This is a genomic window from Paenibacillus sp. RC21 (assembly GCF_044907935.1).
In the GTDB taxonomy this organism is placed as follows: domain Bacteria; phylum Bacillota; class Bacilli; order Paenibacillales; family Paenibacillaceae; genus Paenibacillus; species Paenibacillus terrae_A.
The window spans coordinates 70015-83465 of the sequence record NZ_JBIYCS010000008.1; the positions used below are offsets into that span (position 1 = coordinate 70015).

Sequence of the window (13451 nt, forward strand, 5' to 3'; positions counted from 1 at the left end):
TTAATTCGTCTAACAAGGATTTAATCATATCGTAAAAACATTAATGCCACTTCAAAACCTGTTCACTGAACTGAGCAGGTTTTTGTGTTTTTTTCTATTTTTAAATGTGAGCAAAACCATTGACAGGATTTTCTTTTGGAGTGATACTTCTATGTAGAGAAAAGTGTACGAAATCAAGAACTAGGTACATCTAGCCTTGCAACTCTATACATTTTCCCGCCATGGAAGCTCTTCTGTTGAAGGGTTTTTTTCAATTTGATAAAAAGAATGTGATGATATGAGTCAACTGAGTGTAAGAATAAGAACACATGGCTTTCTGAATAGGCATTTTTCGGGAGAGTCTATTGATTATCGACAGATTATTGCTCTGTTTATCCCGCTTCTGATTGATCAGGCTTTTATCGTGGGTCTTAATTTGGTGAATACGGCAATGATCAGTTCATCGGGTATGGCGGCGGTCAGCGCGGTGAATATGATTGATTCCCTGAATATTTTCCTGATTAATGTATTTGTCGCTGTGTCTACCGGGGGAACGGTTGTCGTGGCACAGTATAAGGGGAGCGGTAACGACCTTATGGTCTCTAAAGCCGCATCCGGCACCATTTCCTCCGTTTCCTTGCTGGCCTTGGCTATCAGTCTGTTTATGATCGTGTTGTACAATCCGATCTTAAGTGTTCTGTTTGGCTCCGCCTCGGCTGATGTATTAGCTAACGGTAAGGTGTATCTGCTGGGAAGCTGTATGTCTTTCGTGGGGATTGCGATCGTTGAGGCGGTGTGTGGAGCGCTGAGGGGGATCGGGAAGACGAGGGCATCGCTGGCTCTTTCTCTCATCATGAACCTCTCGTACGTGCTTCTAAATGTAGTATTCATTAATGTATTGGATATGGGTGTGCTGGGCATGACGATTGCCGTAAACGTGTCCAGATATGCAGGGGCAGTCTGCGCGTTGATCTATTTGGTCAGGGTAGATGACGATTTGCGTGTTCAGCTTAGAGATATGCTTTATTTTAATCTAGCCATGCTTAAAAAGATTCTGTTCATCGGACTTCCTTTTGCAGCAGAGCAGATGTTTTTCAATGGGGGTAAAATTTTAACCCAAATTTTCATTGTGAGCCTGGGGACAAATGCGTTGGCGACGAATGCCATTTGCTCATCACTGGCTAATGTGTTCCAAATTCCTGCGAATGCCTTGGCTCTTACGATTGTGACTGTAGTTGGTCAATGTATGGGTCGTCGAAATGTCGAGGATGCCCGCAAGTTTACCAAATCATTTATTTGGCTATCGTCTTTTTCTTTTATTGTAATGGGATTAATCCTGATGCCTTTGTTCAAGCCAATGGTGGGTCTGTTTCATCCACCTGCTGAAATCGTAGATGACATTTTCATTGTCATACTGATTAATACGTTGGCCCAGATCCCGCTCTGGTCCATCGCCTTTATTACACCCTCTGCGCTTAGAGCAGCAGGTGATTCGAAATTTACATCCCTCACCTCGATGCTGTCCATGTGGTTGTGCCGGGTGGTGCTGGGGTATATTTTGGGCATTGTGTTCAATCTGGGGATTGTTGGTGTCTGGCTGGCTATGGATATTGAATGGGGCGTGCGGGGGATCGTTTTCCTTTGGCGCTTCCGCGGCAACAAATGGGTCCAGCATCGTTTGATCGACTGAGTAGGTCCACTACCATAAAATTGACTTCTGGATGAAGGCATTTTATAGTAGTGGATTTTTTTCTTCCTGTACTTCGTTCAGGCTCTTACTTCATCCTGATCCCTATATTGCCTAACTGTGCTCCCTGCTGCATACGGTGGAAGGCTTGTGCCGTGTCTTGTAAAGGGAATACGCTATCTATAATTGGATGGAGTGCATGGCGCTCCATGAATTGAAGCATATCTGCGAATTCCTCGCCACTGCCCATGGAGGTGCCGATGATGCTGATTTGAGGGAAAAATATAGACCGCAGCGGAATCTCTATTCGATCTCCTGAGCTTGCGCCAAATGTAACGATTCGACCATTCGGTTTGAGGATTTCCAGGTATTTGTCGAACGTAGCAGGGCCGATACTGTCAAGGATCAGATCCACGGAGTCTCCGTTCATACTTTCTTTCCAATCGTCATGGCTGTCAAATGCTTGATTAGCGCCATGGGCGAGGGCAGCTTGTCTTTTCGCTTCGCTACGTGATGTGACGCTGACCCGTGCGCCCGCCGCTAAAGCCATAAGCATGGCATACGTGGCTACGCCGCCGCCAATGCCGGGAATGAGGACGTGCTCACCCTGCTGTAATTGGCCTCTGGTAAAGAGAGCGCGGTAAGCGGTTAAAGCAGACAAAGGTAGCACCCCTGCTTCGTCCCAAGATAGGTAAGTTGGCTTGCTGACGGCATTTTGGACGGGGATGATAACCGATTCAGCGAATGTCCCGTCTGAAGGTCCGCCCAGAATGGCTGGGACCAAAGGGACGTGGTGCGTATTCTCCCATCCGATACATGGATTGATGATTACATCAGTACCTACGAGCGAGGTTGGGACGCCATCGCCCACAGCCTCGATCACACCTGCGCCATCCGACCCGAGAATGAGTGGAGTATCGTTGGCTGTTCGATCCGCTATGAGGAACAGATCCCGATGGTTCAAGCCTGCGGCTTGGAGTCTTACCTTCACTTCGTCGTGCCCGGGTTGTCTATCGGTAACGTCTTTATACATTAGGCCTTCAAGGCCGTTTTTGCTGGCATGTATCATAGCTTTCATTGTAAAACCTCCCGTGGTTCGAATTGAGATGCATTTGCATGTATATTGAATTGTACAGAGCGATAAGCATCCGGTAAAATGAACAAAATCGAACGTGAGTATCATAAATGATCATACCAAGCAGGTGACGTATATATGGAAAGCAGTGATTTGAAAATATTTCAGGCTGTTGCTCGCGAGGGCAGTATCACGAAGGCTGCGCAGGTTTTGAACTATGTACAGTCCAATGTGACCTCCCGGATTCAGCAGCTTGAGGCACAATTGAACGTACCGCTTTTTCGTCGATCTAATCGCGGAATGACGCTAACGCCAGCGGGAGAGAATCTTTTGGGGTATGCGGATACAATCCTGACCTTGCTGGACGAGGCTGTAAAGTCCACTCAATATTCGGACCATCCTACGGGACCTTTGCGATTGGGCTCGATTGAGACAGCGGCGGTCACGCATTTGACTTCATTATTGGCGGAATACCACTCACAATACCCGGATGTCCAACTATCCCTTTTGACAGGCGGCACGCATGATCTCGTACAAAAGGTATTGAATTATGAATTAGATGGAGCCTTCGTCTATGGGCCTGTCGATGATCCGCATATAGAGCATGTTGCGGCCTATGAAGAGGAATTGGTGCTTATCTCGGAACCTGGGAACAAGAACATGGGCGAGCTGCTTGCCAAGCCTATGCTGTTTTTCGACGTGGGCTGCACACATCGGGCAAGAGCGGAAAGTTTTTTGAGCGAAACAGGTATTAATGCCTATCAGATTATGGAATTTGGAACATTGGAAGTTATTCTGGGTGGTGTAGCTTCTGGTATGGGAGTGTCTATGCTGCCACAATCCTCGATTGCGAAGGCGGAGGAAACGGGAAGTATTGCTTCACATCGTCTGCCTGAAAAATATCGGAAATTGGAGGTGTGGTTTGTTCATCGGCGGGATTCCGTTTGCTCCAGTGCGCTGTCAGGCTTGCTTCACTGGATGAAAAGGAATGCTATACTGAATGAGGATTTAATTTGACATTAGAGGTGTATGATTTGGAAGAACAAGATTTAATGAAACATCCATCCACCGTAGTATCGGGTGAGCATGTAGTCAATGGGAGCTATATTCGGCCCAAGCCGGACAGGATGGCTGTGTTATCAGCAACATACGGAGCCTCTATTTTTTTCAGAAGATGGGCTGCCTGGATGATTGACTTCATCCTTATCGTTTTTGGATATGGAGGACTGGTTTATTTTGCAGCGAAAAAGTTAGCTGCTGCCGAAAGTCCCAATATCGTTATGGTTGTGGGTATCTTCCTGATCGGCTCCTTCTGCTATTATCTCTTACTGGAAGGACTTACAGGCTACACGCTGGGCAAATATCTTCTTCGTATCCAAGTTGTGAATGGGGAAGGAAGCTCGCCGGGCATGGTTAAATCGTTGATCCGCACCGCCATACATCTGGTGGATACGAATCCGCTGCTTTTCTGGGGGTTACCTGCAGGTATATGTGTGCTGGCGACACCCAAAAAACAACGGCTGGGTGATATGGCTGCGGGTACATATGTTGTAAAGGTACGGGATCTGAGAGCTGTGGGAAGAAAGAAAACCGGGATTTTTGCAGGGGCAATCATCCTGATGACGATCATTTCGGCCATCTTTGCTGTATCCCTTATTTCTTCTCTCATCACACAAGTAACCAAGCCCGACGTTTTTGTCAGTAAGGACGATCAGTTTGAAGTTACGGCTCCGTGGAGCTGGTCACGGGATTATACGATTAATGAGGATGCGGATATCTCCATTAAAAATGAATTTACAGAAAGATACTTGATTGTATTATCTGAACCGAAAAGCGATTTCGACAGCAGTATGACTCTTCAAGAGTATAAACAGATCATTCAGAGCCATATAGAATCAGGGCTTACAACCCCTGAATCGGGAAAGGTTTCCAACATCGTGGTAAACGGCTATCCTGCTATTGAATTTACATTAAAAGGAGAAGTGGAAGATACTCCAGTTATGTATAACGTGACTACGATAGAGACTCCTTCGCATTATCACCAAGTGCTTGCCTGGACGTACGCTTCCCGATATGGTCGATCACAGCAAGAGTTGCGCAAGATTAGAGACAGCTTTCGCGAAATGAACATTAAAACGGAGTAGGCGGAATGGTGCTGTACAAGCGAAGCGGTCGCTTTCAAAGCCTTCTGTAGGAAAGCTCGCTTCGGAAGCATCACCACCCCCGGATTTCCACCGATGAAGGGCTTTATTCCAGAAATCCGGTGGGCGATGGGAAGCACTATCCGACTGCGTAGTGGCGCTATAGGTAACTTTTGATTATCCGCAATCCGGCAACTTTCGCAACCTTGCCTTGTGGATGGGCTGTGAATTGAATCGTAACTTCATTCTTTTGGTTCGTCACAGACAGAGGCAGCTCATACGCGAACGTTTCGAATTTATTCATTTCCTCGGACTTCAGCTTGCCTTCTCCTAACATCTGCCCATCTGCGATGATATCAAAGTCACGATGAGAGCGATCTGAATCTTTCAGATAAGTCACCGCTAATTGGACGGGCTCATCCGGAAGAACCTTCATGACAAAAGAAAACCAGCCCCCAGGCCAGGTATCACGATATTTACGGTTATAGATGGACCCCAGACTCACATGTTCGCCCATAAAGGCATGATCCCGTTCAGGCTGCATTTCAGCAGGTTGCACAACATCCACCGTAAGTCGCTCCAACTCCAACTGGTACGCTAACGCAGTGCGGTATTCCGCCTCTGTTGATGCCCATTCTTCCTTGGAAAAGAGGTCCCAATAAACGGTATAAGAACGATCATACATCTGATAAAACGGGCGAAGCTCCAAATCTCTGACATAGCCTAAATCGTCCATACGAAATACATTAGACTCGTTCCCATCAGCAATGAGTTTCGTTGTCAAAGAGTCGGCCGATCCAATCAGAACAGACGCAAGCAGACGTTCCTCGTTGGACTCCTGTCCTACGGGCCCAAGGTCCCCGGCCAGCACAAGCGGACCGTACATAAAGGCAATCCGGCGCGGATTATCTGGCATTTCCTCGATTCTTACTGTCATAGGAATGTCGTACTCGACCGTATCCCCATCGTTCCATTCCCGTTCGATTACAACGTAGCTGGTAGGACAAGCCTCTGCGGCATACTCTTCCCCGTTGATTTTAATGATCATACCTTGCTCCGCCCAATGCGGGCATCTTAGCTTGATCGTGAACAATTTGGATTCCTTGCTGATGACGCGCAGCGTTCCCCGACCATTTTGCGGAAAGAGAGTCTCTTGTTTGAGCTGTACGCCCATCTCATCCCACGTCACAGTAGAAGGGACATATTGATTAACATAGATCGTTTTTGGCGTGTGAAAATAAATCGCAGTGCCGTACATGGAATGGCTTTCCATCCCGGACCCGACACAGCATGTAAAATCCTCATATTGAGAATTGAAGGACTTGTGCCCGCCCATTTCCAGCGATACAAAGTAGCATACACGTCCATCGACAGGCTGCTGTGAAGCCAGAATATGATTGAACATCGCCCGTTCATAGTAGTCCGCATACGCTGCATATGCGTTCCATTCGAACATATGTCTCGTTAATTTCAGCATGTTGTAGGTGTTGCAGGTTTCGCAGGTACCTTCGCCCAAACGGTCATTCAGCTTCCCCGGTTCACCAAAATGCTCATTATAGCTATTGCCGCCGATCACGTAGGAATGCTTGTGAACAACCCGATCCCAAAAAAAGCGGGAGAGATCCGCATACTGCGGTTTCCCGGTCATTTCATATTGCCGTGCAGCGCCAATGATTTTGGGGATTTGCGTATTGGCATGTCGTCCTGCCAGCGTATCGTGGTTTACTGCAAGATCGTTCAGCACTTCCCCATGATAAAAGCGTTCCGCCAGCTTCAAGAAGCGCTCTTCCCCGGAATGTTCGGCCAGATCCGTCAGCACCTCGTTCATGCCGCCAAACTCGCAATGAAGCACCTGCTGCACCTGATCATCGTTCAGACCCTGGAATACATCCTCCAGCCAGTCGCCGAGTTTGATTTCCATCTGCAAAGCCTTGGGATGATGCGCGAGCAGATAGGCATCCCGCAAGCCTGCGAAGAGCTTATGCATGGTGTATAGCGGCACCCAGCCTCCGTTCAGATCAAAGCCCTGCGAGCGTATATCGCCAGCCTTCACTTCCTCGAAAAGCTCTTTCCCACGCGGAATACCGGAAATGTATCCGTTTCCATGACTATTTTGGCATATTTCCAGCTCGTTGATAACATAATGTACTCGTTCAAGCAGCTTTTCGTCACCCGTTGAGGCAAACATCAGCGAGCAGCCGGACAGATAGTGACCGAGGGTATGCCCGCTGATGCCGCGGGATTCCCAGCCTTCATAGTGAGCCGCTTTGGGCTCCAGTCCTGCATATTCACGAAAGCGCGATAATAGACGGTCGGGTTCCAAACTCAACAGATAGGCCGCATTCAGCTCCATAGCATGTAAAAGTGGGCCGGAATCAATGCTTACGTTATGCAAGTCAAAAGCTTTTGCTTTCAAAATTATCGCTCCTTAGCTAAGATGAAAGTGTATATTTCTCCACTACATTAGCATTGCCATCGCGGTATGTCAGTAGCTTAACCATACAATGGGTGGACAAATCCGAACATGAACTAAAGAGGCGATAAAATGACTTATCTGAAAGTAAACGTGGATGCACCCGTTCAGCTTATCTCAGCAGGTGAGTTTATTTCCGAGGTGCCCTGGAAGCATATGAGTCGTTCTATAGAGAACTTCGAGCTGATCCTTGGCGTCCATGAGAAAGTATATATACGAGAGGAACAGGAGCATTTTGAGATCGGGGAAGGAGATATTGTGTTGCTTTATCCCGGTCGTACACATGGAGGATATCAGGAATCGTTGCCGGGAGTTACATTTTACTGGTTTCACTTCGATGTCCCCACGACCCCAAATGTATTATCTAATGAAGAAATGAAGCAGGAGACCCGTGTTATGGATGCTCATTTGCAGCGCCATGGCTTTGTACGGGATATCTATATACCGCAATGTGTACGCGCAGGCAATGGAGACCGGATTCATATAATTGTCAATCAGATTCTGCACGTAGCCAATTCGCACTATCTTACGTATCACAGTGTAAATTATCTGTTCACCTCGCTGCTGATCGAGATATCTGAGCTGGCTCTCAGCAGCTTGACCTCCAGTCCCGCTAGCCCACAGGGGAATGTGAGCTTTAACAAAATTATCGAGTGGACCCGTATTCATGCGGAAGAACCGATAACCGTGACGGATTTAGCCCGAAAATTCAATTACAACAAGGATTATATATCCCGTTTGTTCAAGCAAAATACAGGTATGCGGCCCTTGGAGTTCATTCACAGCATCCGTATCAATAAAGCCAAGGAGCTGATTTCCCGTACCGATATGAGCATTAAGCAGGTTGCGGAAGAAGCGGGATATACGGATGAAAAGTATTTCATGCGTATGTTTAAAAAAATAGTGAATATGACCCCTTCGCAGTACCGGAATGCCTATCACAAAACATTTATGAACAAAGTCTGACGGCAAGCTAAAGCGCCTAGTGCGCTTTTTTTCTTTTCCATTCCCAAAAATTAACTCTAATGCATTTCCGCTTGGATAGGGAAATTTTATAGGTAAAACATTAGCGGGGAGTCGGCTAGAATGAACTTGTAAGCGTTTCACTTATAGATAGAAGGGAGGAGAGACATCCACCATGATTACTAGAGAACAGATTTATCTGGATAAGAAGCTGGAGACAAAATCGGCTGTATTTGAATTTATTGCCCAAGAGGCTGAGAAGCTGGGTGTCACCGTCCATAGAGAACAGCTGGTGCAGGATTTGTGGGAAAGGGAGAAGGTATATTCGACGGGCCTTCAGGATCAGTTTGCCATACCTCATACGCAGAGCGAAGCAGTCACAAGACCAGCAGTTCTGGTTATCCGATTGCAAGATAGTATTGATTGGGCATCTCATGACGGTAAGCCTGTCCAGTATATTTTCAGTATTTTAGTACCAAAAGGCTCCGTGGATGTATCCCATTTGCAAATTATTTCCTCACTCGCAACCTTGCTATTGGAGGATTCCTTCAAAGAGGCGGTGGCGGGTGCTAAGAGCGGCGACGATGTGTATCATTTGCTCGAACAATATACAGAAGGGTTGGTGTCATAAAATGAAAATTGTAGGCGTTACATCGTGTATTGCAGGTTTGGCTCATACCCCCATGGCGGCAAAAGCACTGGAAAAAGCAGCAGCACAGCTCGGTCACAACATTAAAGTGGAACAGCAGGGTGCGCTAGGCCAGGTGAACAAGCTTACGGAGGAAGAGATTGCAGCAGCGGACTTTGTACTGATTGCCTCGGACCAGACGGTAAAGGAAGCGGAGCGTTTTGAGGATAAACGAATCGTTCGTGTCAAAATTGGTCATGCGGTCAACAATGCGGAAGCGGTTCTCACCAAAGCGGTAGAAGCCATCTCGGCTCAAAAATAAGGCTAAGGCTGGGGAACAGCAACATGTAGTAAAAAAGAAAAGCAGCAGCGTAGCTGCCTTGAATAACAACCGATTAGCCTTTGGATAACAGTAGTATTCAAGATAGGAGAGAACATGATGAAAAAATGGCTGAGTGAAGCTAGAAAGCATCTAATGACAGGCATTTCCTACCTTTTGCCGGTTATTATTGCAGGTTCCCTGATTGTTGCGGTGTGTAAAATTATTGGACTGACAATGGGGGTTACGGACTTCGGCCCCTATGCCGATAAAAGCGGATTTCTTCATATTTTATACTTGATGGAAAATGTCGGCTGGCGCGGAATTGGGCTGCTGAACATGGTGCTGGCCGGATATATCGCCTACTCGATTGCCGATAAGCCTGCGCTTGCTGCGGGGCTGATTGGTGGCGTACTGGCACAGGAAACGAACGCTGGTTTTCTGGGCGCGCTCGTTGCCGGGTTCTTTGCCGGATACCTCACCCTGTGGGTGAAAAATAAAGTGAAAATCACAGGCCCGGCCGCGGGTTCTGTTCCACTGATTATTCTGCCGCTTATTACGGTGGGTTTAACGGGGATTCTCATGTCCGTCATCCTGGGTGGACCGCTCAGTGCGATTAACGAAGGACTGGTTAACTGGATCAAGCATATGAGTGAAAGCGGAACCAGCACCCTCGTGCTTGCCCTGATTTTGGGAGCCATGATCGGGTTCGACCTTGGCGGTCCTGTCAATAAAGCAGCCTGGATGGCGGGAAATGCGTTATTCCTGTCAGGTGTGTATTTGCCTAATATTTTCGTAAACATTGCTATCTGTATTCCACCATTGGGCTATGGACTTGCGACTCTGATTCTGAAACGTCGTTTTTCCAAAACGTATCGGGAAGCTGGAAAAGGCTCGGTCATCATGGGCGTTATTGGAATTACCGAAGGGGCTATTCCTTTTACGTTGCGCAACCCTGCCAAGCTGATTCCACTGAACATGATTGCCTGTGCGGCAGGTGCGGCATTGACAGCTTTGTTGGGCGCACATGTCATCATGCCTCCAATCGGCGGCCTGTATGGCGCGATATCTGTAGGTACTCCATTTGCTTATCTCGCAGGAGGGATTACGGGAGCTTTAATCATTGTAGCGGGTACCCTGCTCGTCAACTTCCGTGAGGAAGAAAAGCTGCAGGCAGATACGAAGGAAGCATCCGTCAAGAAAAATGGAGAAGACATTGAACTGGTATTTGACTAAATTATTCCTGAACTTCACTAGATAAGTTGAATTCAAAAAATGCACATTAAAACGAAGTAGACGGAATGGTGCTGTACAAGCGAAGCGGTCGCTTTTGTCCCCGGATTTCTACTCTGATTATAGGCTTTATTCCAGAAATCCGGGGGCGGTGGCGATGGGAAGCATCATCCGACTGCGCAGTGGCACAATATGAAACTTTTAAGTTCAGCTTATATAAATAGAAGATAGACAACACAGAGGGAGATAGAGATATGAACCGTACGAAAGTGCATGTCATTCCACATACTCACTGGGATCGGGAGTGGTACTTTACCACTTCCAGATCCAAAGTTTACTTGGTAAAGCATGTGAAAGAAGTGCTGGATGCGTTAGAAAATAGGGATGGTTTTAAATATTATCTTTTGGATGCCCAAGGGTCCCTGTTGGATGATTACATCAAATGGTGCCCCGAAGATGAGGAACGCATTCGCCGTCTTGTGACGGACAAGCGCCTGATGACCGGGCCGTGGTATACGCAGACGGATCAGCTAGTCATTTCCGGTGAATCCATGGTCCGCAATCTGTACTACGGTATGGAGACGGCGCAGAAATATGGTCATGCGATGAAGGTTGGTTATGTGCCAGATGCTTTCGGTCAATCGGCGCAGATGCCGCAGATTTATCAGGAGTTCGGCATTCGGCATTTTCTGTTCTGGCGCGGTGTAGCAGACAATACGAACCCGAAAACTGAATTTTTGTGGAAGGGCTCGGATGGGAGTCAGGTGTTTGCGGTTCAAATACCGTTCGGGTACTACTATGGCGGTAATATTCCGGAGGAACCCGGAGAACTTGAAGCATATCTGGACAGCCAAATCGGTGCACTGGAGGAAAAAGCGTCCACTCGCCATATTTATTTTCCGAACGGCTTCGACCAAGCGCCTGTCCGCTTGAACCTGCCGGAGCTGATCCGCAAGTTCAACGAGCTTGACCCGGAACGGGAATATGTGATGAATGAGCCGGAGCGTTTCCTTGAAGAAATTGAAAAGGACAGCAGCGATCTTCCTGTGCTGGAAGGAGAGCTAATGGAAGCGAAGCATATGCGTATCCATAAGTCGATCTTTTCTACGCGGGCTGACCTCAAGCAGCAAAATAACTATATTGAAAATTTAATTGTAAATACGCTGGAGCCTGTACTGTCGATCAGTCATGCACTGGGACATGACTACCCGCATTACATCGTGAAGGATATCTGGAAGCTGATGTTTGAAAATGCTGCCCATGACAGCATCGGTGGCTGCAACAGTGACACGACGAACCGGGATGTGGCTTTTCGCTACAAGCAAGCGCGGGATATCGCAGAAAATCTACTGGATCTGCATAAGCGCCTGATTGCTTCAAAGATTAAACAGGAGGAGACCTTTGCCTTCACCATCTTTAACACATTGCCTTATCCCCGTAAGGGCGTTACAGAGATTGATGCTTATTTACCGGAAGGAAGCTTTGTAATTCGGGATACGAACGGACAGCAGCTTCCGTATACGATTACCGAAAAAGTGGAACAGACAGACTATGTGCTTGGTCAGCATATTTACCTGAATCCGAGCAAAAAGGTGTATCTGCCTGAACGTGTATTCCGTGCGAAGCTGCTGGTAGAGCTTCAGGAGGTACCTGCTATGGGATATACGCAGATTGTATTTGATTTCAGTTCGACCGGGGATGCCACGGCAGAACGCAGTAACGGAAACGGTATTGAAAACGAATTTTATAGCGTAGCTGTACAGGAGAACGGGGCATTAAGCATTACGGATAAAGTCTCGGGACGTGTGTACGCGGATCAGATGGTGTTTGAGGAAAATGGGGATGATGGAGATTCCTATAACTATTCTCCGCCGGAACGTGACCTCACGGTTTCTTCGCTCGGTGCTGATGTGGAGACTGTGACATCTAAAAGTCCGGTAGCCGAGGAGCTGTCCCTCCGTATGAAGCTAAAGGTTCCGTACGATTTGAATGAACGCGCCGCTGCTTTGCCTTCTGCCGTGTTACCACTACAGGCATCGGTTTCCCTGCGGAAAGGTGAACGCCTGATACGCTTCTCGGTGGATGTGGACAATCAGGTGCTGAGTCACCGTTTGCGGGTGCTATTTGACACCGGGATTGCTTCCAGGCTTTCTATTGCGGATCAACCGTTCGGGGTCATTGCCCGTCCAACAACGCTGGAAGAAGTAGAGGTGTGGGAACGGGAGCAGTGGACGGAAAAACCGATCACAATTGAGGCTCTGCAAAGCTATGCTGCGCTGAACGATGGTTCCCGTGGAGTAGCGGTGCTGACCGGAGGAGTACGAGAATATGAGGTCATTGGCAAAGAACATGATACAATAGCGCTGACGTTATTCCGTACTTTTGGGTTTATGGGCAAGGAAAATCTGTTGTACCGCCCGGGACGCGCTTCGGGAGAAAAGATCGTAGAAACGCCGGATGCACAGCTCATTGGCGAGCTTTCATTCACTTTTGCCCTGCATGTGCATGAGTCCGGTTTTGATGAAGCAGATGTAGCTAAAGCGGCCAAGGAATATTTAACACCATTGACCAGCTACCAGTTGTCTGACTTCCTGAATGGTCGTTTAATTTTCGCCTTCCGTGACGAAGAAAGAATATTCGAGCAAAGCTACAGCCTGCTATCCTTTAGCGAGGATTCGAATGTGATCCTGAGTGCATTCAAGAAAGCAGAGCATAATGATGGATATATTGTGCGTGTATTTAATCCTTATTTGGAGAAGAATGCAGTCGGACGCATCGCATTCGGTGAATCGGCCCACTATGAGCTGGCTTCCCTGGATGAGCGCTCCAAGGGAGAAACGTTGGCCTCATCGGATGCCCAAGGCGCACCATTGCCGGAGTTGGGGCATTGCAAGCTGTTAACGGTACTGGTTACACCTGAATCGAAGTAACACGGAAACAAAACATGGTTTAT

10 protein-coding genes are annotated in these 13451 nt (G+C 47.6%); 8 read left to right on the top strand and 2 right to left on the bottom strand.

Annotation, left to right across the window (positions count from 1 at the left end):
- Positions 1 to 277 precede the first annotated feature (277 nt).
- The gene (locus tag ABIA61_RS21690) at positions 278 to 1669 is read left to right on the top strand and encodes an MATE family efflux transporter (protein WP_404581240.1); all 1392 of its coding nucleotides are present in this window, start codon (positions 278 to 280) and stop codon (positions 1667 to 1669) included.
- An 85-nt stretch (positions 1670 to 1754) separates the two neighbouring features.
- Here the strand turns inward: ABIA61_RS21690 and ABIA61_RS21695 are convergent, their stop codons facing one another.
- Positions 1755 to 2744: a zinc-binding dehydrogenase gene (locus tag ABIA61_RS21695; RefSeq protein ID WP_404581241.1), complete on the bottom strand. Its 990-nt coding sequence runs from the start codon at positions 2742 to 2744 to the stop codon at positions 1755 to 1757.
- Between the two features lie 135 nt (positions 2745 to 2879).
- On the opposite strand from ABIA61_RS21695, the gene ABIA61_RS21700 reads away from it, so the two are divergent.
- Together ABIA61_RS21700 and ABIA61_RS21705 are read left to right on the top strand one after the other, a co-directional pair.
- On the top strand, positions 2880 to 3758 hold the full coding sequence (locus ABIA61_RS21700; protein WP_283654168.1) for a LysR family transcriptional regulator: 879 nt from the start codon (positions 2880 to 2882) through the stop codon (positions 3756 to 3758).
- 35 nt (positions 3759 to 3793) lie between these two features.
- Entirely contained in the window at positions 3794 to 4885 is a 1092-nt protein-coding gene (locus tag ABIA61_RS21705) for an RDD family protein (protein WP_404520911.1), read from the top strand.
- 157 nt (positions 4886 to 5042) lie between these two features.
- Here the strand turns inward: ABIA61_RS21705 and ABIA61_RS21710 are convergent, their stop codons facing one another.
- A complete protein-coding gene (locus ABIA61_RS21710) occupies positions 5043 to 7298 on the bottom strand; it encodes a glycoside hydrolase family 127 protein (protein ID WP_283654169.1) in 2256 nt (751 codons plus the stop codon).
- Positions 7299 to 7427: 129 nt separating this feature from the next.
- On the opposite strand from ABIA61_RS21710, the gene ABIA61_RS21715 reads away from it, so the two are divergent.
- The 5 genes from ABIA61_RS21715 to mngB all read left to right on the top strand — a co-directional run bounded on the left by ABIA61_RS21715 (position 7428) and on the right by mngB (position 13428).
- Positions 7428 to 8321, top strand: coding sequence for a helix-turn-helix transcriptional regulator (locus ABIA61_RS21715; protein ID WP_404581242.1), 894 nt, complete (start codon positions 7428 to 7430; stop codon positions 8319 to 8321).
- Between the two features lie 172 nt (positions 8322 to 8493).
- Complete coding sequence (locus ABIA61_RS21720; RefSeq protein ID WP_044644996.1) at positions 8494 to 8949, top strand: PTS sugar transporter subunit IIA; 456 nt, start codon at positions 8494 to 8496, stop codon at positions 8947 to 8949.
- A gap of 1 nt (position 8950) precedes the next feature.
- Positions 8951 to 9268, top strand: a complete 318-nt coding sequence (locus ABIA61_RS21725; RefSeq protein ID WP_014279235.1) for a PTS fructose transporter subunit IIB — start codon at positions 8951 to 8953, stop codon at positions 9266 to 9268.
- 117 nt (positions 9269 to 9385) lie between these two features.
- Complete coding sequence (locus tag ABIA61_RS21730; protein WP_404581243.1) at positions 9386 to 10501, top strand: PTS fructose transporter subunit IIC; 1116 nt, start codon at positions 9386 to 9388, stop codon at positions 10499 to 10501.
- 251 nt (positions 10502 to 10752) lie between these two features.
- Positions 10753 to 13428: a mannosylglycerate hydrolase gene (gene mngB, locus ABIA61_RS21735; protein WP_283654172.1), complete on the top strand. Its 2676-nt coding sequence runs from the start codon at positions 10753 to 10755 to the stop codon at positions 13426 to 13428.
- Positions 13429 to 13451: the final 23 nt, after the last annotated feature.